Raw genomic sequence first — 26,118 nt, forward strand, 5'->3', positions numbered from 1 at the left:
CATGAACAAACTAAAGTACGAGCGACCATATATAAAAAAACTGACTGCCGGGGCAATGAACAAATTTGGCAGCCTTAGCGGGTCGCAGCCATTTAAGTTTATTGACAACGTACCTGTTAAAAGCCTGGTGGAAGCGTATGGTTCGCCGTTATTTGTTATTTCCGAAAAGCATATCCGCCGCAATTACCGGGCTGCATACCGGGCTTTTAGCACCCGTTATCCAAAGGTACAATTCGCCTGGAGCTATAAAACCAATTACCTGAATGCTGTTTGCAATATTTTTCACCAGGAAGGCAGCTGGGCCGAGGTGGTATCAGGTTTTGAATATCAAAAGGCACTGGGCAACGGCGTACCGGGTAATAAAATCATTTTTAATGGCCCTGGTAAATCCAAAAAAGACCTTTTACTGGCAGTTGAAAATGATTCGCTTATCCACATTGACCATCTGGAAGAACTTGGCCTTTTATTACCCTTATGCGAGGGGCTTGACTATCAACCCAAAGTAGCTATCCGCGTAAATATGGATACCGGCGTTTACCCGTTATGGGACCGTTTTGGTTTTAATTACGAAAACGGCGAAGCTTGGCGGGCAATTTTAAAGATCGTTAATTCGGGCAAATTGAAGCTTACGGGTTTGCATTGTCATATCGGCACCTATATACAAACTACGGCCGCTTATGGGGTTGCTGCATCCAAAATGGCTGCATTGGCCATAAAATGCAATACCGAACTCAAACAGCATATTGAGTACCTCGACCTTGGCGGTGGCTTTCCATCAACGAATACCTTAAAAGGTGCTTATTTGCCGGGGACAGATACCATGCCCACCATTGATGATTTTGCCGAAGAAATAACCGGTACGCTCATCCGCGCAGGTTTTGAAAATGATGACCTGCCCCTGCTGATACTAGAAAGCGGGAGGTTGCTAATAGACGATGCAGGTTACCTGCTGGGCACCGTGCTTGCCAACAAACGCTTAAGCGACGGCAAGTTGGCTACCATTGTTGACATTGGCGTAAACATTCTATTTACCTCCTTTTGGTACGACCATCAGGTTAGCCCGGCAGATGATTATAGCCCAACTGTTGAAAATACCGTAATATATGGCCCGCTGTGCATGAATATTGATGTGATAAGGGAAAGCGTTAACCTGCCCTTACTCAAATCAGGCGATCATATTGTGATACATAAGGTGGGCGCCTATAATATGACGCAGTGGATGCAGTTTATTGCCCTGCGCCCAGCCATCGTGCTGATTGATGAACAGGAACAAGTTCATTTAATAAAAGCGGCAGAAACCCTGGAACATATTGAAACGAACGAATACATACCCGAGCATTTGAAATAAAGCGTGAAAAATAAGATCTCATCATTTATTGGGTCAATTTTAAACACCTATGCCATTTTGTTTTTTTCGCAAAACAAAGTACTGGGGGGTATTCTGCTGTTTGTATCATTCGTTAATCCCCTGGCCGGGCTAAGCGGACTCTGCTGCACTTTGTTTACATTAACAGTAATCAATATTCTTGGCTACCAACATGAAAACATACAATCGGGTGTTTATAGTTTTAACAGTCTGCTGCTTGGATTAGCTTTTGGCACATTTTTCAACTTAACCGGCTATTATGTTTTATGGCTGGCGTTTGTCTGTTTGCTGGTAATTATGCTCACCATCATCCTTACCGACAGGCTGGGCAAACTTGGCTTGCCTATATTATCCATCCCTTTTATATTGTGTTATTGGCTGGTGCTTTTTGGCGAAGGTGTTTACTACCATGGCGGCCTTCAGCAAAAAAATACTTTCCTGCTTATTCATAATGCAACTGGTACAGGTTGCCTTGTTAACATCTACCAGTATTTTTCTGTTGGTCTGCCATGTTACCTTGGCTTGTTTTTCCGGGCGTTAAGTGCGGTGCTTTTTCAGAATAATATACTAACAGGCATACTCATTAGCATTGGGGTATTCATCCATTCGCGCATTATGTTTAGCCTGCTGGTTATTGGGTTTATTAGCGCCCTATTGTTTAATACCATCACCCATAACTATCCCGATGGTATCAGCTACTACAATTTAGGCGCTAATTTTATGCTTTCAACAGCTACTATCGGCAGCTTTTTCCTAATACCGTCCGTCCGCTCTTACCTGTTGGCCATTTTGTCTGTGCCGGTAATGTTTATCATTACCAATGCGCTTACAGGAATTATGGCGACATACAATTTACCGGTATTCGCCCTCCCATTTTGCGTTATTAATATCACTCTGCTCTATTTTTTATTGTTGCGAAGGAAGCCCGGAAAACTGCAGCTCATTGGCTTACAGCATTATTCGCCCGAAAGGAATTTGTACCAGTTCCTTAATCAAAAGGATCGGCTGGATGATTTGAAATACTTCAGGTTTAGCCTACCGTTTATGGGCAGTTGGACAGTTTCACAGGGCTATAACGGCGATATTACCCATAAAGGAGAATGGGGTAAGGCCCTCGACTTTGTAATTGAAGATGATGACAAAAAAACCTACAGTCACCAAGGCAATCTGCCTGAACATTTTTATTGCTTCAATAAACCTGTGCTGGCCTGCGGCGATGGCATTATAGCCAATGTTGTTGACCATGTGGAAGACAATGCCATTGGCGAGGCAAACAAAAAGGAGAACTGGGGCAATACAGTGGTTATTAAACACCTGAATGGTTTATATTCAAAAGTTTCGCACCTAAAAAAAGGCTCCATAAAAGTTAAGGTGGGCGATATAGTAAAAACCGGCGACCTGCTTGGCCGTTGCGGCAGTTCGGGCCGTTCGCCCGAGCCACACCTGCATTTCCAGATACAGGCTACTGCTTATATCGATGCCAAAACACTGGCCTACCCCTTTGCTTTTTACATGACCGGCAACGGCAAAAAAGCATCGATCAACAGCTACAAAATCCCCGAAGGGGGACAGGTATTAACACCACCAGCCATCCATAAAACCATTCGCAAAGCTTTTGATTTCCAACCCGGATACACAGCAGTATTAATGTCTGAAGATTGTAAAATGGAGTCTATTGAGGTTTTCACAGATGAATCCGGCCAATCTTATCTCTATAGTAAAGAAACCAGCGCAGCGGCTTACTTTATAAACAATGGCACCCAATTTTATTTCACCAGCTTTTATGGCGATACCAACTCACTGCTTTACTATTTTCATTTAGCGGCCTATAAGGTTATTTTTGTGAATGATGACAGCATTTTAGCCAGCGATGCATACCCGATTCATTTGCACCACAATAAAATTCAGTTGTGGTTACAGGATATTATAGCTCCCTTTTACAGGTTCATCAGCTTAAGCTATCAAAGCAGCAACTTGTCCAAAAAAGCAGGAATAGCTATCAGCGTTAAACAGTTCAAAAATATTTTTGGCACCACAAGGCAGGAAATGGACGCTTCTATTGATATTTCAGAAGCCGGCATACAGGAGTTTAGCATCCACATTAACAAAGTTGACATTAAAGCGAAATGGGTAAGGGGAAATATTTACTGATATTAATTTTTACTGTTATGATGCATAAAGCATGGTGCCAGGAAAGCAATATCCAGGCAGCTGACAGCATTTCGACTGATTTATACAATAAAGGCAACTGGAAACAATTGATCAGCTACGGCAATAAGGCCCGTGCCGATGGTGTTTATTTTCCTGGATTGCAGTTAAAGGTTGCTTTTGCCTTTTTTATCACAGAAAATTATAAGCATGCTTTAAACGAATACCAGCGAGTGTTAAGCAAAGACCCTTATAACGAAACGGCACGTTACTACGCTTATTTCTGCTGTAAATTTTTGAATGATGATCTGCAGGCGGCCTATCATGCATCGTTTATGGATAAGGAAGCCTTAAACAAAGAGAGCCTTAAACCCTATGGATTAATAGCTGTCGGCGCAGAATCGGGTGTAAAGCAGAATAATGACGTTAACAGGGACAATGGATTTTACGAGCGCATTACAGCAAGTAACCGTTTGAGCTGGCGCTTCCAGCTTGATCAGTCGCTGGCTTATTTTAACCAAAATATTTTTAAGCTGGCAGATGATGCCGATAATGATGATGCCTCCACCCGTTCAGTCGATAAGCAAAAGGAGTATTATGCTAAATTGAGTTATTACGTAACTCCAAAACTATCTGTTATTGGTTCATTTCATTATTTAAATACTCAATTTAATAACACAATATATAACAGCAATTTGGGTTTAATAGGATTAAAATATGCCGCAACTTATACTGATATACAGGGTAATATTAACTTTGGCAGGCTTCAAAACAAGCCGATTGAACAATACAACACTAAGGTAACTTATTACCCGTTTGGAAATTTTAATTTATATACAACAAGCCGGGCATCAGTTAAACATTTAGACGGGGCCAATAATTTTATTTTCAGCCAGGCTGCTGGTTTTAAATTGATGAAAAATACGTGGCTGGAGTCAACCGTAACCTTGGGTAATGAAGATGATTATTTTGATGCCGATGGGCTCTATATTTATAACGCGATTGATAAAACAACATTTAGATGTGGCGAAACTGTCTTTTACCTGTTAAATTCGCATGCCCAGTTGCAATTAAGTTATGCTTATGAAAAAAAGACAGATACTTACCAATCATTAAAATATGATCAAAATGCTGTTACTTTAGGTTTTTTATGGAAATTTTAAAAAGAAGCTTATTACTCTTCATTTTATGCTTACTGGCTGCAGCAACGCAGGCCCAGACAAATGCCATTTTGCAAAAAGCCTTTCGCAACAGCTATACCGACGAATTAAATAAAAATTATTCGGCAGCCATCAATGATATATCCCCCTATTATACCGAAAGCAGTTACGAAATAAACATAAGACTGGGCTGGCTCCACTATTTGAACCAAAACTACAACGCTTCGCAAAATTATTACCAGAAAGCTGTAAATCTTAAACCAGGCGCCATCGAAGCCAAATTTGGCTATGTAAAACCATTATCGTTTTTGCAAAGCTGGGATAAAGTACTCGACCAATATTTGGCAATCCTGAAAATCGACCCAAAAAACACTCAGGCAAGCTATTGGGCTGGGGTTATTTATTATAACCACAAACAATATGAAACATCGACCAGGCTTTTTAAAGTGGTGGCCGATTTGTACCCTTATGATTATGACGGCAACCACATGCTGGCATGGTCACTTTTTATGGCTGGCAAAAAAGCTGAAGCCAAAGATTATTTCGAAAAAGCCCTTTTGATTAAACCTGGCGACGAATCAAGTACCGACGGTTTAAATCGGTGTAAATAGCTTCTATTCCTATTTTCCGGATAAAGATCATTTAATCGACAAAAAAACCACCTTCATCGACACATCGTTCCCATCCCAAAATTTCCGTCTTATTTTTAATTGTGATAAAGCAGGAAGCTTTATTTCCAAAACAATTATGAATTAAAATTTACAAAATGAAAACAAAAATTATTTACCCCTGCCTGGTGATGCTAAGCACCCTGTTTATCCTTTCTTCGTGCAAAAAGGATGTAACTTCAAATTCAAGTTCAAAAACTACTACTACTTCAACTACAACTTCTTCCTCATTAACGGGAAGCATTGCCCTTACTACGTTGGCAAGCACTAAAACCAGCACAACCGATACCATTTACCTGGTAAATTGTTTCCCGTCACATGGCACCAAAGATTCTGTTGCTTTTAGCGCATTACCCTCTGCTATAGGCACTTATTTAACCGCAAACTATTCGGGCTATACTTTTGAAAAAGCCTTTAAAACAACCGACAGTCTTAAGGTAGCTAATGGCTTTGTGGTGATCATTAAATATAATGGCAACCTCATCGGCTTAAAATTCAGCACATCCGGAACATTTGAGAAAGTATTGGAGCAAAAGGATGGCGCTAATATGGGTAATGGCGGTCTGGGATGGCATGAAGGCGGCCCATTCTGCGACAGGGATGGCAAGCACCGTGACACCATTGCATTATCAGCTTTACCAACAGCGGTATCAACCTATTTTACAACCACCTACCCCACAGATACCCTGCTGCATGCTTTTGTTACACCTGATACCACTTATGTACTCATCAGCAAAGACACTGTACTTTACGCTACTAACATAACTGCCACCGGGACACTCATCAGCAGGATAAAAGTGGCGTCGCATGGCGGCAGATTCACATCGGTAGCACAGACAAGCTTATTAGCCAGCATTACTACTTACTTAACCACCACTTACCCTGGTTATGTTTTCCAAAATGCTTTCTCCGAAAGTGTTAATGGTTCAATCGTTGGATACCATGTATTCATTACCTCCAACAGCACCAACTACGTCGTCAATTTCGACTCCAGCGGCACTTTTGTAAGTGCGAAAGTGGTACACTAATACTAATTTCTATCATATATAATACCCCCTACCCGGCGCTATTTCTAATAGTGCTGGGTTTTTTATTTTTGTCATCTTTTATTCTTATTTGTCTGTTTACACCGAAAAAGGAGGAAGATTAACAGAATATCTGTTTAAGAGGAGGTGAACAACTCATCTTGTTTTTGATGCAATTTAAACCGAAACCCGATATTTCTGAAAAATGCACCCTAACATCACTTAAAGCCCAATTTAACTGTTCGATTCTTCTATAACCAATTGTCAGAGGCTATTCTTCTGCATTTTAAAACAAAGAATGTAAAGCAGCGGGCATTATTTTAATCCTAACCTGCTGCGCAAGGAATCCCGGTAGGTGCTGCCGATGGGAATTTTTTCACCGTTAATGACGAGCTGATGCACTTCAATCATGGCAATATGTTTGATGGCCACCACGTACGATTTGTGCACCCGTATGAATTCTGCTGCCGGCACCATGTCGAAAATATCACCCATGTTTTCGCGGATGAGTATTTGTTTGTCTTTTAAATGCACGGTAATGTAGTTGCCATCCTTCTCCAAATAAAGTATATCGCTGATCTTTACCTGGTAGGTATGCGGGCCGCTTTTGATAAATACTGTTCCGGCCTCATCCTCCTTAATTGCTGGTTTATTTTGCAATACAAGCACGTTCGACGCTTTATTGACTGCCGCCAGAAACCGTTCGAAAGTAATGGGCTTCAGCAGATAGTCTATTGCGTTGAGGCTATAGCTTTCAACAGCGTAATTGCTGTAAGCCGTGGTAAAAATAACCATCGGCTTTGCCGCGAGCGTTTGTATCAGCTGCATACCGTTGATGTCGGGCATATTGATGTCGAGGAAAATGAGATCAATCTTTTCACGGTTTAGAAACTCGATGGCTTTCACTGGTTCGCGGAATGTTGCTTTCAGGTCAACCAGGTCACTCTTCTGGCAATACCTTTCAATCACTTCCAGTGCTTTGGGCTCGTCGTCAATAGCTATGCAATTCATGAGTGTAGGTTAATTTTTAATTCCACTGCGAATTTGCCGCCGCTATCTTTTATAGCGAGCTCATGCTTATTCGGGTAAACCAATTCCAGTCTCCTTTTCACATTTTCCAGGCCGATGCCACTCTTTTCGTCTTCCATCTTTTTGACGCCATAGATGGTATTTTCGCAGGTAAAGATCAGTTGTTTGTTCACTACCGCGATGGAAATATCTATTTCGGATGACTGCCCTATCGCAACTCCGTGCTTAAAAGCATTTTCAACAAAGGGTATGAACAACATCGGTGCAACGAAAATACCTTCGGTTTGTTCCGGGTAATCGAATATTACGTTTACCTCGTCATCAGCATAACGTAATTTATTGAGCAGTATGCAATTGTCCAGGTATTCTATTTCTTTCTTCAGGGGCACATTCTCTTCATTGCTCTCGTAAATCATGTAGCGCATCATTCCCGAAAGCTTTGAAATGCCATCGGCCAGGTTATCATTTCCTTTTTCCTGGGCCATTGAAAACAGGTTATTGAGGGTATTAAAAAGAAAATGAGGGTTGACCTGCGATTTCAAAAATTTGATCTCCGTATCCAGCTGAACCGCTTCCAATTGAACGCGAAACTTTTCGGCCCTGGCCCACTCTTTCAGAAAGAAATAGGCTATGGAAAGGCCGAATACAATAATGAAAACAAACCATACTGAATTTGATAAACCATCCGGGGCAAAAACAACAGCATTGGTTTGCGCAATAAAGTTATCCTTTTTTATATTTGGAGGAGGGCCAGATAAGTCCTTACCCCGGTCGAATTTAAAAGTATGTATAGCCGGTTGCCCGTTATTCTGCGTTGGCAGTAGTTTATCTGTATAGTAACTTGCCATGATGATGGCAACAAAATAAAGGACAGGTATAGCAACCCTGATCAGTATATTCTTATAGCGCAACGCCTTTTTAAATAATAAGAAGATATTGCCGTAGAATAATAAGACAAGAAAACCAAACGTAAGAAATAAATGAGGCGATAAGGTATGCTTTACGTCCCTGCGTATAACAAAGTCCTTTTTCATAGTAGCGACATCATGATCTATCCGTATCATAACGTGCGACTCGGTAAGCGACAAAAGCGCATAGAACACCCCAATCCAGAATGCTATGTGAAGCACTACCTCTATCCAGTCTTTTTTCTTAATGGAAATCATATAAAACAAAGGTAAAATCCTGTCAATAGTAACAATAAATTATGTTACTAATAAGACCAATTGTTGGCTAAACTGTTCCTTTTTGTTATTGCAGGATAACAAATATCCCTTTTTCGCAATTGGCGAGCCGCTATTCATACCAAAGTTTTCAGGTTACTGTGCCGGGAATATAGTATTGCTTAAAATTATTACAATATGAAGAAGCAATTACTAATGGTCGCGACTTTAATGTTCGCGGTATTCGCCGCCAGGGCACAAAAAACAGACACTGCCGGGTATATGGTGCATTACAAGTTTTCGCACCTGAGGGACACTAACAACCGCGCAAATCCTTATACCGAAAACATGGCGCTGTTCCTCGGCCAAAATTCAAGCGTCTACAAAAGCTATGATAAACAGCTCCAGGATGCCTTGTTCAAAAAACAAGTGAAAGAAGCAATTGCAAACTCGCCCAATGGTAACATTAGCATTCACACTAAAAATACCGCTTCGCCTTTACAATACTATCAGTTTTCGGCACAGAAGAAATTGTATAGAAAGGAATCACTCGTTATTAATAGCTACCTGATCGAAGAAACCTTGCCGGTTATCGATTGGAAGATCAGCAGCGATACGGCCAGTTTTGGTGGTATGCATTGCCAGAAAGCAACCGCACATTTTAAGGGGCGCGATTATACCGCATGGTTTTGCGCGGATATGCCTTTTCATACCGGGCCATGGAAGCTGAACGGTTTGCCCGGTGTGATTCTGGAAGCCTACGATGCAAAAAAAGAAGTGGTTTTCAAGTTTGATGGCATTGAAAAAGTGGCACCGGCCCAACCCGTTGCTGCCGTAGCAGAGCCTCAATCGGGGGACCGTAGGATGGTCATGATTGGCGGGGATGATTCAGATACCGATCCGGCTGTTATTCAACTGCCTTCACGCTCTATCAAAACAACGGACAAGGAATTTGCCAAATTGCAGGATGCTATGCGGAAGGACCCGGATGCTTTTGCGCAAGCTATGATGGCCTCATCCGGCATGAACAGGCCGGGTAATGCCAATGGCCCGGGGCCAGACCATATCAAAATCAAACTCGGCCCTCAGGCGGTGATCAATAATCCTATTGAGTTATCGGAAAAATAATTATGCTTTTTATGCGATATTTTATATTACTGCTTTGCGGCATGCTATTTTCTGCTCTTTGTTTTGCCCAAAACAATATCCATGGGGCGGTTAAAGACAGTACAGGAAAAGCCGTGCCCTTCGCAACCGTGAGCCTGAAAAACAAGGCAAGCAATGCGATAGTAACTTATACCGTTACCGATGACAAAGGGGGTTATAACCTTACCAAGCCATCCGGCCTAAACCCCGATAGCTTATTGGTAGAAGTGCGCAATATAGGCTATAAGAGCCAGGCAAAAGCTATCAAAGGCATAGCTCCGGTTAACTTTGTATTGCAGGCATCCATTAACCAGTTGCAGGCGGTTGTGATCAAAAGCAACCGCCCGGTTTTGCGCACCAGCGGCGATACGCTCAGCTATAAAGTATCCGATTTCAGCAGCCCCCAAGACAGGGTTATTGGCGATGTGATCAAAAAACTGCCGGGTATAGCGGTAGCTGCCGATGGGACGATCAGCTATAACGGCAAGACCATCTCCAACCTGTACATCGGCGGGGATAATTTGCTGGACGATAAATACAATATTGCTACCAATACCGTGCCGCAAGGCGTGGTTGATCAGGTACAGGTGATACAAAATCATCAGCCTATAAAAATGCTGCAAAACAAGGTTACGAGTGAAGATGTGGCCTTGAACCTCACTATCAAAAAAGACGCTAAATTACAGCTGGTAGGGCAGGAAAGCATAGGAGCAGGTTTGCCTGGCAATTACGATGTGGACCTGAACGCCATGATGTTTAAAGACAACTATAAAGCCATCAATTACCTGAAGGGGAACAACACAGGAGAAGATGTGCAAAATGATTTTCTATCGCACAACCAATCTTCGTACCTGCAAAAGATCGATAATAACCTACCCGCTACCGTACTGTCGCTGGGAACGGTTAATACGCCCGACCTGGCTGAGAACAGGTATCTGTTCGATCAGTCCGCCGCCGTTAGCCTCAACAATTTGGTAAACCTTAAAAAAGGTGAGCAATTAAAGGTGAACCTGCATTACGTGCACGATACGCAATACCAGAATTACAAAGAACAAACACAAGTTTATTTACCAAATGATACCGTTCGGTATAATGAGACTGAAAGAAACAGGTTCAGGCCCGACATTCTGCACGGACAGTTTACGCTGAATGTCAATAAAGATAAATATTATCTGAATGATATTTTGGTAACTGATTACAGTCGCAAAACAGATTACTCTGGGCTAAATACAAATGGGACGGCTGTTAATCAAATCTTTAAGGATAACACATTCGATTTTTCGAACGAGTTTAACCTGATGCAACCGCTTAAGTCGAATAATATCATCGAGTTTTACTCCTACATCAGCCATGTGGGCGAGCCCGAAAACAGAACTATAGACCCCGGATTTAATCCCGCCGTGTTCAATAATGGCATCCCCTACGCGCAGCTGAATCAAACGGTAAATGTGCCTACCTGGTTCACCAATAACTATTTTTCGTTTAAGTTACCTTCCAACTATTTTACCCAAAGCTACCGAACGGGATTTGTGGTGCAGTCACAAAAACTGGTGTCAGACCTGGATGTAGTACAATCCAATAATGTCATCAACCCAGAGTCCGACAGCTCGGCTAACCGCCTGAGCTGGACGAGGAAAAAGGTGTATGTAGAAGCTGCTTACGATTTTCCGGGCAAGATATTAAAAGCCAACCTTACACTGCCCCTCAGCCTGCAGCAAATCAGTTATTCCGACAGCCTGTATGCGCTGAACAAAAGTTTGACAAAGTTATATTTTGATCCTCAACTTCACGTCAAATACATGGTTGGCATCGAAAATTTCATTACCGCACTTTACAGTTTCAGGAATGTGATCGGCAATATCCAGGATGTTTACCACGGTTATATTTTACAGGATTATCGCACATTGTATGCCAACAATGCCAACCTGACGGAACAGAAGGACCAGACGGCTGCGTTAGGATTCAATTACAACAAAGCGCTGACATTATTTTTCTGGAGCGCCAATGTTTCTTACGATCATATTAACGCCAACAATATTACCTCGAGTATTATTTCGAATAGTTTTCAGCAACGTATCGTTTTGCCTTATCAGAATACGACAGATTCATGGACCGCTAACGGCTATATCAGTAAATATTCTTTCGCCTTGCGTACTACGTTTAGTGGAGGCATCCTGTGGCAAAGCAACCGATCGAACCAAATACAGAACAATGCCCTGTTGCCCTATAATACTGTCGCAAAGAATCTTAACGTGGGCGCCGAAACCAAGGTAAGCAGCGTGGTAACATTTAGCTATAAGGCTATCCTGAACCAAACCGACAGCCATTCATCTGCTGATGCACCCACCTATCACATCAAGGAATTGGTACAGCAGGCCGCTCTTAACTATAATCCAAGCGACAACCTGCTTTTCAAGCTTTCGGGTGAACACTATATCACCTACCAGAACCAGGCGAGTGATCTGAAGTACTTTTTTGCGGATGCCTCAGCAAAATTCAGGATCGAAAAATGGAAAACTGACCTCGAACTGAGCGCCGCCAACTTCCTGAACGTAAAAAATTACAATGCCCTTTACTTATCAGCCAATACATTGACAGCCAGTTCGTATACCCTTCCGGGAAGAATTGTCCTTCTCAAAGTACTGTTTAACCTTTGATTTGTATTCTTTTGTTTAACCCAGCTGTTCGAAGCTGTAAAACTTCGGACAACTATACCTGTAATCTCCAACCACCCCAAACAAAAAAACCTTCTGGAAATAGCCTAAGGGGCTTTTATTCTGTCTTTAAACTTTTTATCGGATTAGCCAACGCTGCCTTTATACTCTGGTAGCTAACCGTGAGCATTGCAATAATCAATGCACCAGCGCCGGCGGAGGCGAATATCCACCAGGCCAGATCAGAGCGATATTGAAAATGAAGCAGCCATTTATACATAAAGTAATAAGCTGCCGGAATGGCGATCAGCAACGAAATAGCCACCAACACTACAAAGTCCTTCGACAAAAGGCCCCAGAGATTAAGCACTGAAGCACCCAGCACCTTGCGCACCCCGATCTCCTTGATACGCTGCTCGGCCATGAATGAGGCCATACCGAACAAACCAAGACAACTAATTAAGATGGCGAGGGAGGCGAAAAAGCTGGCTAAGGTACCATAACGTTCTTCATCGCCGAATTTTTTGTTGTATTCCTGGTCGACAAAGCGGTATTCGAAGGGCTGGCCGGGGTTATAAGTTTTAAATACCGTTGCTATTTTATCTAAAGAACGGGTTGCGCTTTTGCCGGGGTTTATTCTCAGCAACACGTCATCTCCCGGGCCTTTAGAAAGGAAATAGGCTGTCGGCTTCACAGGATCATAAGGCGAATCATTTATCATATCTTTTACTATGCCTATGATTTGAATAGGATCTTTGTCATCATGTATAATCTGACCAACAGGATTCTTTAATCCCATAAATTTCGCGGCGGTTTGGTTAATGATAATTGCTGCTGTATCGGTCAAAAAGTCACGCGAAAAATCACGCCCTTCAACAAGCTGCCATCCAATGGTTTTCCCATAATCGAACGACACGGCGTTTTGAGCAAAGTCTACATTAACGTTGGGATCCTTGCCCGGCCAACTGATGCCGCTGGTGCCGCTTGTATTAACTGTTGGCGCCGACGGGGCCTCGGCAATAGCGGTAATGGCCCCGGCCTTAAATAAATCAGCCTTTACCGTCTCGAAATTTTTGTGGATATCGGAGGTGACGGTCGGAACAGCAACGAGCCCCTGGCGGCCATAACCCACCGGCCTGTTTTTGGCAAACTGCACCTCCCTGAAGACCACAATGGTCCCAATGATGAGTACCACCGATATGGCGAACTGCACTATCACCAGCACTTTACGCGGCACTGCGGCAAACCGCCCTACCCTGAATGTGCCTTTTAACACCTTTATCGGCTTAAACGACGATAAATAAAAGGCTGGATAGCTCCCTGTTATCATTCCGGTTGCCAGGCAAAAGGCCAAAGCTACGATCCAGAACAGCGCTTTGTCCCAGGGAATATTCACCTGTTTATCGGCCACTTGGTTAAAAAATGGCAGCGCCAATTGTGCCAGCAATAACGAAATGACAAAAGCCATAAGCACGCATAACAACGCTTCGCTCAAAAACTGGTATATAAGCTGGCTGCGCGATGAACCGATGGTTTTGCGTATCCCCACTTCGCGTGCGCGCTTTTCAGAGCGCGCCGTGCTCAGATTCATAAAGTTAATGCAGGCCAATAGTAAAACAAACATCCCAATGACACCGAATAACCAAACGTATTGTATCCTGCCACCGCGGTTAACGCCACCTTTGAAATCGCTATATAAGTGCCACTTGCTCATCGGGAACAGGAACAGCGCGGGTTTCCTTTTGGCAAATCGTCCGCTCACATGATTTAGCTTTACATCCCGTATTTTTAGCGACACCGCATCCAGATCGGCGTTATCGGCCAGTTTAACATAAAGGTGTACGATGTTGGGTCGCCACGGGTCCTTCATCTGGCCGAATTGGCCAATGTTATAAAGCATTTGCCAGGGAGCGATAAAGTCCATCCCAGCCAAATCCGAATTTTTCGGTATGTCTTCATAAACACCTGCAACTTTCAGGTTGGTTTGGTTATCAAATTTCAGTACCCGTCCTATAGGGTCAGCATTATTAAAATAAGCTTTAGCAGTCGATGCTGATATAATGATAGAAGACGGATCGTTAAGTGCATTTTTAGTCCCTGCAAGCATTTTCAGCGAGAATATATCCGGCCCCTGCGGCTCCATAAACGAGCCATGTTTAGAAAGCTTTTTATCGCCCAGCGTGAGGATATGGTCTCCATCTGCGGCTTGCATTGCAACCTCTGGAAAATCGCTGCTATAGCTTTTACGCAACTCGGCAGCAAGCGGATAAGGAACCACGAACCATGTCTCTACCCCGCCGTTATTGATTATGTTTTGAACGACCTTCGCTATACGGCCATAGTTTTTGTGATACCCGTTAAAGGTTACTTCATCCAAAATCCACAAACTGATCAGCATTACTACTGCCATACCCACTGCAAGGCCACCTATATTAATTAGCGACAATAACTTATTCTTAATAAGGTTGCGCCATGCAATTGTTAAATAATTTTTAAACATATAATTGCGATTTAACTTTACAGGAGCCCAACCTGGCGGGCTTCCTGAACGCAATATTACCGACGGTAAGTGTGATGGGATGGCCAACTTATCATTTGGCAACTCTTTTTTCAGGCCGTTCTTGTATTCCACCGGGGTTTTTCCGGTCATCTCTTTGAAAACGCGGTTGAATGTTCTTTGGGAATTAAACCCCGACTCGTAGGCGATCCCCAGCAGTGTGAGCCGGTCGTGGGCCGGGTCCTGCATCTTCCGGGCAACTTCACGAACCCGGAATTCGTTAATAAAATCGTTGAAGTTCTTTTCCATCCCCACATTAATAATCCGCGATAAATCGTGCGGGTGAATATTCAGCTTTGCTGCCAGGGTGGTCAATGTTAGTTCGGCATCCTCGTAAAGGCGATTTGCGGCTACGGCTTCCTTTAGCCTGCGGCTTTTTTCCTTTGCATCATATCTATCGGTTATCGGCGTGGCCAGTTGTGTGCTGCTATCCAATTTTAGCATCACTTCGGACGCCATGCCAATAAGCACAAAAGCAACGGCAAAACTCAAGGCATCATTAAACAGCCATAACACGCAGAGCAAACCGAGCAGGTGCAATGCCTTATCCAATCGGCGGAAAGCAAAGCGCGGCTTATCCATCAGCACCGGCTGCAAGCGGCTATAAAAATGCTGTATCAACCGGTGTGACAGGTATAAATAAATGACAACCGAAATGAGCACCAGCCAGCCCGGCAGCCAATACGCAACCAGTAAAGGGCAAAAATGTAGAACATCCTTTCGACCAAATTGTAGGTTTGGTGCCGTCATCCGCCGCACATAAAAATACAACAGCGGCCCCAGCGCCGGTAAAAAAATCGATGAAAGCCCGCCAGTCTTCAGTACAATTACAGCTAAAGCGGCACTTAAAAACAGGTTGGCTGCTTGGCCTTCCCTTTTTGCGAATGCTAAAAGCAGCGCAAGTGTAAACCCCGAAAACAGGGTTGCCATGGCGGCCACATGGTACAGGTTAATATGGAATATATCAGGATTCAAGTAATTCAAATGGCCCAAAGGTTGTTCCAAATTTACAACATATTGATACATACAAAATTATGCTATGATAAATATGTTTTGCTGTAACGGAAGCGAACATAGGGCGTTCGGTTTTGGGGTGGGTAGGGGCATTGGTTTCGCCGGTTTGTTGAATTGTTGCGAATAAGTATACCAAGCAAAAAACCGCCCTACTTTCGTAAAGCGGCTTAGTAGCCGACTGGGATCCAACCGGTGTTCCTATGATTACGCAGCAATTCTGATTTTAAAACTTATAAGATAATGTTGTTAAAAACTGGCGCGGGGCAATTGGGGTGATACTGTAATTATCATGTATTAAGTAATTCAGTGTATTGGTAACATTTGTTATGCTTGCCAGCAGGGATATTTTTTTATAAGTGTAGCCCGCTGAAAGATCAAGTGTGGTAAACCCGCTAACAGGAACCAGACGGCTGTAAGCCTGTGTTTGCCCAACGGTGTTGTTATACCCTGCCATTCTGCTGCCAGTATAAAATGCGGTGGCTCCAACTTTAAATCCCTTTAGGGCCGGGTCTGTAAATGTATAGAACAGGGTAGCATTAGCGGTGCTTACCGGGCTGATCACTAAGCGTTCGCCCAATATAGGTGAGCCTTTTAAGCCTGACGTTTTGGTATACCGCGCGTTGTTATAAGAATAGCCGGTGATAAAATAAAAATTCTTTGAAATATGCCCGGTTATATCAATATCAAAACCATCGCTGGTAGTTTGTCCGCTCAGTTCTTTAACGGTGTTATCGCTGTTAACGGTGCCGTCGGCTTTAAATGGCGCTACCACAGCCAGGTTGCTGTTGATGATACGGTACACACTCACATTGGCAATAATTTTACCATCAAACAATTCGTTTTTTGAACCCACTTCATACTGGTTTACCAGAGATGGCTTAAGTGCCTGCCCGGTATTAACATCTGTACCGGTATTAACCAGAAAATTATTGCTGTAGCTCGCATATACTGAACTTGTACTTATGGGCTGATAGATGAATGCCAATTTGGGTGAAAATGCGCGATCATACCTGGTTAATGCAGTTCCTACGCCCGAAGTTTGCTTTAACAGGTATTGGATATTGGTTTGGTCAGTTTCCTGCCATGACCACCTTATCCCTGCCAGCATTTTAATTTTATCGGTAAAACTTACTAAATCCTGAGCATAGGTTCCCAAACGGTAAACAGGTGCTGTAGTACGTGAAGTATCTGTTGCATTCGGAATATCCGTTCTTTGCGTGTATTTGTTCAGGTCGATAGTATTGATCTTATCATAAATATAAGTGCTGATATTCTGGCCCGCAACACTGTAACCATTGGTCACATTTACCACTTTGGTAACATCGGTTCCTATCAATAACTGGTGACTTAGCGACCCGGTTTTAAATTTACCGGTTAAATTAACCTGACCAGTGTAGTCGTTTTCAATCGTATTTGCACGGGCAAGTCCCCTGTTCCAATCGCCTGTAGCGCTTACGGTATTGGGTAGACTTGCCTGGTATGAATCGATATCAGTTCCCTGACCGGATATGATTGCATTTAAATGCCAATTGTCATTAAACTGGTGGTTTAAAGTTGCCATCCCCGAAAACTGGTTCATGTGGCTATAAGCCCATGAGGTATTAATGTATTGTGAACGCGGCACCATTGTAGGAATGGCCCGTCCATTATTTAAAGACCCGATGCCAAAGTCGGGGGTCAAACTCTCACGCAAATAGTCGCCTTCAACCAGCAGCGTAGTTTTTTTATCAAGATTAAACAATAAAGAAGGGTTTACATATTTACGTATAGTATACACATGGTTGCGATAGCTACCATCGTTTTCATATACTCCAATTAGCCTGAAAGCTACATTTTCACTGATCGGCCCGTAAACATCCACACTTGGTTTAAACATATCATAACTCCCGTATCGCATAGAAACCTCGCCGCCGCTTTCAAATTGGGGCTTTTTAGTAACCATATTAATAATAAGGCCGCCAGATACATTACCATAAAGCAATGCGGCACTTCCCTTCAATACTTCTACAGATTCCAGGGTACTTGCTTCAGGAAAACCAGCCGTGTTGGTTAGCACGCCGTCCTTAAAAATACTGCTTGATGCACCGGTTATGCCAATGCTGTATCCCCGGGCAGAAAACGTTTCGCCTACTCCGCCTCGTGTTTGTGTTAACGAAACGCCGCTTACATTTTTTACCGCATCACCCAATCGGTTTATTTGCTGATCCTCGATAACCTGGCTGCTTACCGTTCCGGTACTTTGAGGAAGATCAAGAGGGCGAATATTTGCTTTATCTAATGATACCGGTTTGGGCGCTCTATTTGCATTAATAATTACCTCGTTTAGCTTTGAGGAGCTTTCTGTTAATGTAAAATCTGCAATAGTTGTAGTTGATTTCGTTACAGTAACCCGTTTTTCCTGACTTTGGGTGCCAACAAATGAAACCACAACGGTATAGTTACCCGGTTTAATACTGCTGATGATATAAGTACCATCAGCTTCTGTGCTGGTTGCACGGTTAAGTTCCTTAACAGAAACTGTTACAAATGCTGCCGGTTGCCCGTCTGAAGTTTTAACTGTCCCTGAAATTTTGCCGCTTGCCAGATCATCGGCCTTAACAATGTTGCAGCATATGATCATTAAAAAAGTAAGCCTGATAGATATTATATAAAGTATTTTCATTTGTTATTTAGATTAAGTCTAATTAAGCGCAAAGATATAACCACAATTAGAAATCCCAAACACTATTTAGAATTAATTTAAATAAGGGCGAAGAAGAAAGATTTTCCTCGCAATGGTATATTTGTAACTGATGAAGATCATAATTACCTTATCACCGTTATTAATGCTACTGGCAGGCTGTCAATTTGACCCATATGCAAATGATTTCACAAACCAAAATTCAATAATGTAATAGGTGTCTATAAGTTTGAACAGCAAGCCATTGGAAATGACTCAATTACAAATAAAGCAAAGTATGGAAGCATTACTTTAAATGCAGATAGCACATTTGAAGCTGTTAACGTTCCGAATGCAGTTAATGATGCATTTTGGGGAATGATAACCAGTAAAGGAAAATGGCGTATAGAAATAATCGGAGGAGTTGACAACGGTGGAGTTGCGCAAAACAACTGGGGTGTCATATTAACCGACATGCCTGCATCTTTACAATATATTGGTTTCATGAATGAAAAACCACCATATAAGTTAATAATAACTTATGGCGACCCAGATGAAGGAGCAGTTTCTATATATAAGAAACAATAGCATTTATATGGTAGTTTCGCGCTTTCCCTTTAACTGGTCGAGGTTTACAAACCTCGTCCTAAAATGTGTTAAGCTTGCAGCTTAATGACAGATCCTGGCAATCGGTTGGGCTTTGCCTTTCAAACATGCTTTCCGTTATCTCAGCCAAGCGGTACGCTTGGCTGAGCGGAGCATTTGATTATTGAGGAATCACTTTTTGCGCCTTTAGTTCATCAAATAACCTATAGAACATCTTCTCGGTATCAACAAATTCATGGAATCCCAAGAGCCTTGCCTTCGTGCCATCGCCAAAAAAATCATAATCCCAGCCAAAAACCGCATCGCCAAATGGCCATGAAGAGACTTCGTGATAGCTATGCTTTTGTAAGCCATATTTCTCCTGTATGTTTTTCCACAAGGGCGCCTTGTCCGCCATCACAGTTTGCAAAGACATTTGCAAAGGCGGCGCAATTTCCAAACCAAAGTATCTTGCAATCTTGGGCCACAAGTCGTCCCAACGGAAAAGATCGCCATTGGTAATATTGAAAGCCTGATTAGCGCACTGCTCGTTTGTTGCTGCCCAAACCGTTGCCTTTGCCAGCAACCCTGCGTCCGTCGTTTCCAGCAATTTATTATAAGCGCCCGGTTTTCCCGGAAAACGCAAAGGCAAACCTAATTCTTTCGATATGGAGGCATAGACAGCAATTACCAGCACCAGATTCATCGGGTTGCCCAACGCTGTCCCGGCAACTACAGATGGTCGTATGGCAGACCATGTCCATGACTTGCCTTGCTGCCGGTTCTCAAGAAACTGCTGCTGATCCACGTTAAACTCTGGTGGCATATGACCGCCATCGTCTTCTTTAGCGGGCGTTTTAAAAGGACCAAGATGTGCACCATACACCTTATAGCCTTGCATCAAACTGATATGCTCCAAGTTTGCGGCAATCGGCTCTACTGCCTCCACTAAATTAACCAGCATCGCTAAATTGGGCGGCACCAGTTCTGCCCAACTTGGCCTATCCTGGAAAGCAGCATAAAAGATATGAGTAACTTCCTGTAGGCCCTTAAGTTTATCCTTACACTGTTCGGGATCAAGGAGATCTATGGCAACATATTTCAGTTTTCCATTGTCGATACCGCCCCGCCTGGATAAACCGATTATATTCCAATCTCCAAGTTCCAATAAATAATGGATGAGGTTGGTTGCGATTACGCCATTTGCGCCAACCACTAGTGCTGTCTTTTGCATAATGAATAATTTTTATTTTCTGCTGGCTCAACCGGGCCTGCTGTTGGACAAAATTGAGTGTTTTAAAAGCAACTTATTGGTAAAACACCTATAAGTTTTTGTATCTTTCCGTTATGAAACAGTATAAACAGTTTCGATCATTGATAATTGCTGATTTCGAGGCAGCGGAGTGGCCGCATCCGCCGCATAAGCACAACCATTATGAGCTGATCTATACCCGACAAGGGACTGGCACCCATTATATTAATGGGAATGCAATTCCTTATGTCAATGGGAATATTTTCCTGATCGGGCCGGATGAAGAGCACTATTTTGAAATCGATAGCCCGACACAATTTGTATTTATCAAATTTACGGACGTTTATATCCACCATGCAAGTTCCGGTTCTTCGTATGGACTACGACATCTGGAATACCTGATCAAGAGTAAGGAAACACATCTTTCAGCTTTCCAACTGAACAATGCAGATCAGCACAGCGCAGATGCAATTATCCAGGTGATTCTTTCTTTAAAACAGGATACCCTGTCCAATGAACAGTTGATCTGGTTGCAAGTGCTCACACTGGCAGCTCTATTGCAGCGCAATATGCCAGAACTAAAAGCCACTTTACACCGAAGCCGGGATATGCAGGCACTATTTTGCTACCTGCATAAACATATTTACACGCCTTACAAGCTTAGGTCTTTGGTTATGGCTTCACACTTCAACACCACGCCTGATTATATCGGGCCTTACTTCAAAAGAAACACAGGAATAACGCTCAGAAACTACATTGGCAATTATCGTAAAAGCCTGATCAGGCAAAGGATGGAAAGCGGGAATTACAGTTTAAAACAGATTGCTGCCGAGTTCGGGCTGACTGACGAGAGCCACGTAAGTAAAATCATGAGTTAACCAAGGGGGTAACGATTTAGGGTTACACATCTGTCTCATTCGTCAACTGATGTGGAGAATAATTGTTTGCTGATCACTACCCCGCTATCCGAAGTTTCCGACTACACACCCTCAAACAAAAAAGCCTCCTAGAAATTATCTAAGAGGCTTTTGCCTTTTTGTGGTATCAGCTGGGATCGAACCAGCGACACAAGGATTTTCAGTCCTTTGCTCTACCGACTGAGCTATGATACCGCCTTTCCCGTTTAGGGACTGCAAATGTAGCGTTTTTTTTATTCGGCGAAAGTTTTTTTTGAAAAAAAATCAAATAATTTGAGTCCTCGCATTTCATCCCAATCAATCCCACTCGCTATCAGCCAATTAATAATTCCATTTGGACAATTCAACTTAACCATTAACTTTGGGAAAATTACTATGCACGCATAATGATTGCTCAAAGCCTGTTTATCATCATCCTTATTGCCGCTATTTACCTTTTCAGCAAGAATGTTGGGAAGATTCGCCGCAATATCCTTTTAGGGAAATCTGCCGACCACTCGGACAACCCCGCCCTGCGCTGGAAAACCATGGCGAGGATTGCCCTGGGCCAAACCAAAATGGTTAAACGTCCGCTGGCGGCCGTAATGCATTTTTTTATCTACGTAGGTTTCATCATCATCAACCTCGAAGTGCTGGAGATTATGCTCGATGGCATTTTCGGCTCGCACCGGATCTTCTCCAAACCCCTAGGCGGTTTGTATGATCTGCTCATCGGTGGGTTTGAAATCCTGGCCCTGCTGGTGTTCACCGCCTGCGTGGTATTTTTGTGCCGGCGCAATATTGCCCACCTTAAACGCTTCAGCGGCGTGGAGATGACCACATGGCCAAAAAGTGATGCCAATTACATCCTCACTATCGAAATACTGTTAATGACCGCCTTTTTAACTATGAACGCTGCCGATCACAAATTGCAGCTGTTAAACTTCGGTCATTATATTAAAGCGGGCAGTTTCCCCGTAAGCTCGTTTATAGGCCCGTTACTGCCAGATAATGCCCATGCGCTGGAAATGATTGAGCGCGGCTGCTGGTGGTTCCATATTGTAGGGATATTGGCGTTTTTAAACTACCTGCCCTACTCCAAGCATTTCCATATCCTGCTGGCATTCCCCAATACCTATTACAGTAACCTGCACCCAAAGGGACAGTTTACCAATATGGCTTCGGTTACCAATGAAGTAAAGGCAATGCTCGATCCCTCCTTCGTACCCGAAACAACCGGCGAACCGGGACGCTTCGGCGCCAAGGATGTGACCGACCTTACCTGGAAAAACCTTATGGAGGCTTATACCTGTACCGAATGCGGCAGGTGTACATCGGTGTGTCCGGCTAATCAAACAGGCAAACTACTGTCGCCCCGCAAAATAATGATGGATACGCGCGACAGGATTACCGAGGTAGGTAAAAACATTGATCAGCATGGCAAGGATTATAAAGACGACAAATCACTGCTGGACAATTACATTACCCGCGAGGAGCTTTGGGCCTGCACCACCTGCAATGCCTGTACCGATGCCTGCCCGGTAAACATAAATCCGCTGGAAATTATTACCGAAATGCGCCGCTACATTGTGATGGAAGAATCACAGGCCCCGGCAAGCCTTAATACCATGTTTGGCAACGTTGAAAATAACGGCGCCCCATGGAAATATAGTAATGCTGACAGGTTCAATTGGAGCGAGTAGTAAGTCCATAATCCATGGTCGATAGTCCATAGTACTTGAAGAAAATTGAAACCATGGTCCATGGACTATCGACTATCGACTAATAAACAACACTGAATTATCCATGGTCTATGGACTATCGTCTATCGACTAAAAAACAATCCGAAATGGAAAATCCGAATTCCGAAATTAAAGTCCCTACCATGGCGGCAATGGCTGCTGAAGGCAAGCAACCCGAAATATTGTTTTGGGTAGGATGTGCCGGCAGCTTTGACGAACGCGCCCAGAAAATAACCCGCGACATTTGCAAAATACTGCACCATGTAGGCATCAGCTATGCCGTACTCGGAACGGAGGAAAGCTGTACCGGCGATCCGGCTAAACGGGCGGGCAACGAGTTTTTGTTCCAGATGCAGGCTATGGCTAATATACAAGTGCTGGATGCTTACCAGGTAAAGAAGATAGTGACCGGTTGTCCGCATTGTTTCAATACCATAAAGAATGAGTACCCTGGCCTGGGCGGCAATTACGAAGTGATTCACCATAGCCAGTTGATACAACAACTGATAGATGAAGGCAAACTGAAAGCCGAAGGCGGCGAAAGCTTCAAAGGCAAAAAAATAACCTATCACGACCCTTGCTACCTTGGTCGCGGCAACAATGTTTATGAGGCCCCCCGTGCCGCGCTGGAAATATTGGATGCCGAACTGGTTGAACTGAAACGCTGCAAATCGAACGGATTATGCTGTGGTGCCGGTGGTGCACAAATGTTTAAAGAACCTGAAAAAGGCACCAAAGAAATAAACGCCGAACGCATGGCCGATATACTGGAAGCCAAAGCTACCCTCGTAGCTGCCGCCTGTCCATTCTGCATGACTATGCTGCGCGATGGCGTAAAACACGAAGATAAAGAACAGGAAATACAGGTATTGGATATTGCAGAGATTACCGTTAGGGCTAATGGGTTATAATTAAACAAATTATAAAACCAGGTCATGCTGAACTTGTTTCAGCACCTCATATGCAAGGTATACGCCTGGCAATTCGCACGTCCTGTGGGGTGCTGAAATAAATTCAGCATGACGTTTTGGATTAAATTATCCCCCTACAACCCCTTTTCTTTAAAATAATTTAAAGCCTCTTCCAGGCTGTCCAGTCTTTCGGTGGGTATATTTTTTAAGGGGATATTTAGTGCGGTGGTCATGGAGTCCACATCGCCCTTACGATCATTTCGGGTTTGTACAATAATATCGTCTGCAATGGTTTTTAGTTCGAGGATACCCGCAACAGGATTGCCCACATAATCCACATTATTCAGCTTGTGTAAATTAAAGGAATAATATTCCTGCTTGCCTTTTGCATAAGTTTTGCGCAGGCGTATAAATGAATCGGGGGTGATCAGCAACTCCCACTTTTTTAGTTTGGCATCTGCCGATGTATCATACGATTGTGCAAGGCATTTATTGGCCCATACCAACCAATCCTGCTCATCAAACTTATATTTAAAGCAATAATTAACGGCAAGGGTTAAAGCAACTGTGGTTATAATAAGCACTTTTTTAATTGCCGGAAGAACTGATGTTAACATGACAACAAAATTAAATCCGAAGTTAATAAAATGTATAGCTTTGTAAATGCAATTTTCAGAAAATTCACGTGTTTGGGTGTATCAGTCTGACAAGAAACTTACTGATAACGAAGTACTTCAAATAAAAGTATTGTTAGATAACTTTACTACCGGCTGGACAGCCCATAACAACCAGTTAAAAGCAAAAGCCGAAGTCAGATACAATCGTTTTTTGATTTTAGTGGTCGATGAAAGTCAGGCAGGCGCAAGCGGATGCTCTATTGATAAATCCGTTAATTTCATGAAACAATTGCAGGATCAGTTTAACCTAAATCTGTTCGACCGTTTTAATCTGGCTTACCGCGAAGGCAATGAAATACTATCTACAGGCAGAAACGACTTTGAGACATTGCTTAAAGAAGGTAAAATCGGCACAGAAACCATCGTATTCAATAACCTGGTACAAAACCTGGCCGAACTGCAAACTAAATGGGAAGTACCGTTTAAAGATAGCTGGCATATCCAGCTGTTTGGGAACCTGGTAACAGCATAAGTATAGATCATAATTAAGCTTATTTTTTTTTCAGATGCCATGTTCATTATAGATCTCCATTATATTGTTCCGCTGGAGGAACTGGATAAGCATATGGAAGCGCATGTGCAGTATCTGGACAAATATTACAAACAAAACATCTTTATAGCATCGGGCAGAAAAGTACCGCGAAACGGTGGTGTGATCCTTGCTTTAGCCGATTCTGTTGAAGAAGTAGAACAAATTATTACCGAGGACCCTTTCCATAAACATCATTTGGCGGAATTTAAAATCACTCAATTTTTAACTTCCAAAAGTCATCCCGATTTAAGAAATTTATTAAAAATTCAATAGGGTGTTTAGTATAACACCTTTTACAGTGGTATTTAATAAATTAATCTGATGGAACAATATGACAGCCGGGTAGATGCTTACATTGCTAAAGCAGCACCATTTGCAAAACCCATTTTGGAGTATATAAGGCAACTGGTTCATGAAACCTCACCACAAATCACCGAAAACATAAAATGGGGATTCCCTTTTTATGAGTATAAAGGAGTGCTGTGCAATATGTCAGCCTTTAAACAGCATTGCGCATTAGGGTTTTGGAAAGTAGCCTTACTTAATGACCCAGGCAGTGTATTAAAACGGGGCGATGGAACAGCGGGAAGTTTCGGCCCGATCACCACCATTGCCGATTTACCTGCAAAAGAGATTTTGACTGATTTTATCCGTCAGGCAATGGCACTGAATGAAAATGATGTAAAGGTCCCGGTAAAAAAAGCTCCTGTCGAAAAGAAAGCTGTACCGGAAACACCTGATTATTTTTTGGATTTCCTGGCCGATCATCCAAATGCGAAGCTAACATTCGAAAGTTTCAGCCCATCGCACAAACGCGAATATGTGGAATGGATAGTCGACGCTAAAACAGATGCAACGCGCCTTAAACGCATGCAAACAGCTTTAGAGTGGCTGAGCGAAGGAAAATCAAGGCATTGGAGGTACAAATAATCTA

At 42.9% G+C, this 26,118-nt stretch carries 20 protein-coding genes and 1 tRNA gene; 13 read left to right on the forward strand and 8 right to left on the reverse strand.

The window, feature by feature from the left end:
- Position 1: 1 nt before the first annotated feature.
- The 5 genes from JN11_RS06830 (at position 2) to JN11_RS06850 (ending at position 6,370) form a co-directional block, all read left to right on the forward strand.
- Positions 2-1,348 carry a type III PLP-dependent enzyme domain-containing protein gene (locus JN11_RS06830; RefSeq protein ID WP_144910995.1) on the forward strand — a complete coding sequence of 449 codons (1,347 nt, stop codon included), beginning with the start codon at positions 2-4 and terminating at the stop codon, positions 1,346-1,348.
- 3 nt (positions 1,349-1,351) lie between these two features.
- Positions 1,352-3,517 (forward strand): urea transporter, encoded by a 2,166-nt coding sequence (locus JN11_RS06835; RefSeq protein ID WP_144910997.1) that lies wholly within the window; start codon positions 1,352-1,354, stop codon positions 3,515-3,517.
- A gap of 17 nt (positions 3,518-3,534) precedes the next feature.
- A complete protein-coding gene (locus tag JN11_RS06840) occupies positions 3,535-4,677 on the forward strand; it encodes a hypothetical protein (protein WP_144910999.1) in 1,143 nt (380 codons plus the stop codon).
- Complete coding sequence (locus tag JN11_RS06845; RefSeq protein WP_144911001.1) at positions 4,665-5,285, forward strand: tetratricopeptide repeat protein; 621 nt, start codon at positions 4,665-4,667, stop codon at positions 5,283-5,285. Before JN11_RS06840 ends, JN11_RS06845 begins: the two co-directional genes overlap by 13 nt.
- Positions 5,286-5,440: 155 nt before the next feature.
- On the forward strand, positions 5,441-6,370 hold the full coding sequence (locus tag JN11_RS06850; RefSeq protein WP_144911002.1) for a hypothetical protein: 930 nt from the start codon (positions 5,441-5,443) through the stop codon (positions 6,368-6,370).
- A gap of 312 nt (positions 6,371-6,682) precedes the next feature.
- Here JN11_RS06850 and JN11_RS06855 read toward each other — a convergent pair whose 3' ends face one another.
- Both JN11_RS06855 and JN11_RS06860 read right to left on the reverse strand, forming a co-directional pair.
- Positions 6,683-7,378 (reverse strand): LytR/AlgR family response regulator transcription factor, encoded by a 696-nt coding sequence (locus JN11_RS06855; RefSeq protein ID WP_144911004.1) that lies wholly within the window; start codon positions 7,376-7,378, stop codon positions 6,683-6,685.
- The gene (locus JN11_RS06860; protein WP_144911006.1) at positions 7,375-8,562 is read right to left on the reverse strand and encodes a sensor histidine kinase; all 1,188 of its coding nucleotides are present in this window, start codon (positions 8,560-8,562) and stop codon (positions 7,375-7,377) included. Before JN11_RS06860 ends, JN11_RS06855 begins: the two co-directional genes overlap by 4 nt.
- Positions 8,563-8,757: 195 nt before the next feature.
- Here JN11_RS06860 and JN11_RS06865 point away from each other — a divergent pair, with 195 nt between their 5' ends.
- Entirely contained in the window at positions 8,758-9,687 is a 930-nt protein-coding gene (locus tag JN11_RS06865; RefSeq protein ID WP_144911008.1) for a GLPGLI family protein, read from the forward strand.
- A 41-nt stretch (positions 9,688-9,728) separates the two neighbouring features.
- On the forward strand, positions 9,729-12,362 hold the full coding sequence (locus tag JN11_RS06870; RefSeq protein ID WP_170227705.1) for a carboxypeptidase-like regulatory domain-containing protein: 2,634 nt from the start codon (positions 9,729-9,731) through the stop codon (positions 12,360-12,362).
- A gap of 115 nt (positions 12,363-12,477) precedes the next feature.
- On the opposite strand, the gene JN11_RS06875 is transcribed toward JN11_RS06870, so the two are convergent.
- From JN11_RS06875 to JN11_RS06890, 4 genes are all read right to left on the reverse strand, one after another.
- Positions 12,478-15,942 (reverse strand): ABC transporter permease, encoded by a 3,465-nt coding sequence (locus JN11_RS06875; RefSeq protein ID WP_144911012.1) that lies wholly within the window; start codon positions 15,940-15,942, stop codon positions 12,478-12,480.
- A 211-nt stretch (positions 15,943-16,153) separates the two neighbouring features.
- The gene (locus JN11_RS06880) at positions 16,154-18,592 is read right to left on the reverse strand and encodes a TonB-dependent receptor (RefSeq protein ID WP_144911014.1); all 2,439 of its coding nucleotides are present in this window, start codon (positions 18,590-18,592) and stop codon (positions 16,154-16,156) included.
- Positions 18,593-18,831: 239 nt separating this feature from the next.
- On the reverse strand, positions 18,832-19,095 hold the full coding sequence (locus JN11_RS06885) for a hypothetical protein (protein WP_144911015.1): 264 nt from the start codon (positions 19,093-19,095) through the stop codon (positions 18,832-18,834).
- A 260-nt stretch (positions 19,096-19,355) separates the two neighbouring features.
- Positions 19,356-20,408 (reverse strand): SDR family oxidoreductase, encoded by a 1,053-nt coding sequence (locus tag JN11_RS06890; protein WP_144911017.1) that lies wholly within the window; start codon positions 20,406-20,408, stop codon positions 19,356-19,358.
- 98 nt (positions 20,409-20,506) lie between these two features.
- On the opposite strand from JN11_RS06890, the gene JN11_RS06895 reads away from it, so the two are divergent.
- Positions 20,507-21,304: an AraC family transcriptional regulator gene (locus tag JN11_RS06895; protein ID WP_144911020.1), complete on the forward strand. Its 798-nt coding sequence runs from the start codon at positions 20,507-20,509 to the stop codon at positions 21,302-21,304.
- A gap of 161 nt (positions 21,305-21,465) precedes the next feature.
- Here JN11_RS06895 and JN11_RS06900 read toward each other — a convergent pair.
- Positions 21,466-21,538: transfer RNA gene (locus JN11_RS06900), tRNA-Phe, on the reverse strand.
- A gap of 191 nt (positions 21,539-21,729) precedes the next feature.
- On the opposite strand from JN11_RS06900, the gene JN11_RS06905 reads away from it, so the two are divergent.
- Both JN11_RS06905 and JN11_RS06910 read left to right on the forward strand, forming a co-directional pair.
- A complete protein-coding gene (locus tag JN11_RS06905; protein ID WP_144911022.1) occupies positions 21,730-23,025 on the forward strand; it encodes a (Fe-S)-binding protein in 1,296 nt (431 codons plus the stop codon).
- A gap of 146 nt (positions 23,026-23,171) precedes the next feature.
- Positions 23,172-23,975: a (Fe-S)-binding protein gene (locus JN11_RS06910; RefSeq protein ID WP_144911024.1), complete on the forward strand. Its 804-nt coding sequence runs from the start codon at positions 23,172-23,174 to the stop codon at positions 23,973-23,975.
- A 134-nt stretch (positions 23,976-24,109) separates the two neighbouring features.
- Here the strand turns inward: JN11_RS06910 and JN11_RS06915 are convergent, their stop codons facing one another.
- Positions 24,110-24,592 (reverse strand): hypothetical protein, encoded by a 483-nt coding sequence (locus JN11_RS06915; RefSeq protein WP_144911026.1) that lies wholly within the window; start codon positions 24,590-24,592, stop codon positions 24,110-24,112.
- 46 nt (positions 24,593-24,638) lie between these two features.
- Between JN11_RS06915 and JN11_RS06920 the strand changes: the two genes are divergently transcribed.
- From JN11_RS06920 to JN11_RS06930, 3 genes are read left to right on the forward strand one after another with little or no spacing between them, the layout of a single operon-like run.
- Entirely contained in the window at positions 24,639-25,124 is a 486-nt protein-coding gene (locus JN11_RS06920) for an ABC transporter ATPase (RefSeq protein ID WP_144911028.1), read from the forward strand.
- Between the two features lie 39 nt (positions 25,125-25,163).
- Positions 25,164-25,457, forward strand: coding sequence for a YciI family protein (locus tag JN11_RS06925; RefSeq protein WP_144911030.1), 294 nt, complete (start codon positions 25,164-25,166; stop codon positions 25,455-25,457).
- 48 nt (positions 25,458-25,505) lie between these two features.
- The gene (locus JN11_RS06930) at positions 25,506-26,114 is read left to right on the forward strand and encodes a YdeI/OmpD-associated family protein (protein WP_144911032.1); all 609 of its coding nucleotides are present in this window, start codon (positions 25,506-25,508) and stop codon (positions 26,112-26,114) included.
- The last annotated feature ends 4 nt before the right edge of the window (positions 26,115-26,118 follow it).

Origin of the sequence: Mucilaginibacter frigoritolerans (genome assembly GCF_007830615.1) — a bacterium.
Taxonomy (GTDB): domain Bacteria; phylum Bacteroidota; class Bacteroidia; order Sphingobacteriales; family Sphingobacteriaceae; genus Mucilaginibacter; species Mucilaginibacter frigoritolerans.

Excerpts from the sequence above, each read along its gene's own strand:
- JN11_RS06830 (WP_144910995.1), top strand. The coding sequence starts at position 2 with ATGAACAAACTAAAGTACGAGCGACCATATATAAAAAAACTGACTGCC.
- JN11_RS06840 (WP_144910999.1), top strand. The coding sequence starts at position 3,535 with ATGATGCATAAAGCATGGTGCCAGGAAAGCAATATCCAGGCAGCTGAC.
- JN11_RS06845 (WP_144911001.1), top strand. The coding sequence starts at position 4,665 with ATGGAAATTTTAAAAAGAAGCTTATTACTCTTCATTTTATGCTTACTG.
- JN11_RS06850 (WP_144911002.1), top strand. The coding sequence starts at position 5,441 with ATGAAAACAAAAATTATTTACCCCTGCCTGGTGATGCTAAGCACCCTG.
- JN11_RS06855 (WP_144911004.1), bottom strand. The coding sequence starts at position 7,378 with ATGAATTGCATAGCTATTGACGACGAGCCCAAAGCACTGGAAGTGATT.
- JN11_RS06860 (WP_144911006.1), bottom strand. The coding sequence starts at position 8,562 with ATGATTTCCATTAAGAAAAAAGACTGGATAGAGGTAGTGCTTCACATA.
- JN11_RS06865 (WP_144911008.1), top strand. The coding sequence starts at position 8,758 with ATGAAGAAGCAATTACTAATGGTCGCGACTTTAATGTTCGCGGTATTC.
- JN11_RS06870 (WP_170227705.1), top strand. The coding sequence starts at position 9,729 with ATGCTATTTTCTGCTCTTTGTTTTGCCCAAAACAATATCCATGGGGCG.
- JN11_RS06875 (WP_144911012.1), bottom strand. The coding sequence starts at position 15,942 with ATGTATCAATATGTTGTAAATTTGGAACAACCTTTGGGCCATTTGAAT.
- JN11_RS06880 (WP_144911014.1), bottom strand. The coding sequence starts at position 18,592 with ATGAAAATACTTTATATAATATCTATCAGGCTTACTTTTTTAATGATC.
- JN11_RS06885 (WP_144911015.1), bottom strand. The coding sequence starts at position 19,095 with ATGAAACCAATATATTGTAAAGATGCAGGCATGTCGGTTAATATGACA.
- JN11_RS06890 (WP_144911017.1), bottom strand. The coding sequence starts at position 20,408 with ATGCAAAAGACAGCACTAGTGGTTGGCGCAAATGGCGTAATCGCAACC.
- JN11_RS06905 (WP_144911022.1), top strand. The coding sequence starts at position 21,730 with ATGATTGCTCAAAGCCTGTTTATCATCATCCTTATTGCCGCTATTTAC.
- JN11_RS06910 (WP_144911024.1), top strand. The coding sequence starts at position 23,172 with ATGGAAAATCCGAATTCCGAAATTAAAGTCCCTACCATGGCGGCAATG.
- JN11_RS06915 (WP_144911026.1), bottom strand. The coding sequence starts at position 24,592 with ATGTTAACATCAGTTCTTCCGGCAATTAAAAAAGTGCTTATTATAACC.
- JN11_RS06920 (WP_144911028.1), top strand. The coding sequence starts at position 24,639 with ATGCAATTTTCAGAAAATTCACGTGTTTGGGTGTATCAGTCTGACAAG.
- JN11_RS06925 (WP_144911030.1), top strand. The coding sequence starts at position 25,164 with ATGTTCATTATAGATCTCCATTATATTGTTCCGCTGGAGGAACTGGAT.
- JN11_RS06930 (WP_144911032.1), top strand. The coding sequence starts at position 25,506 with ATGGAACAATATGACAGCCGGGTAGATGCTTACATTGCTAAAGCAGCA.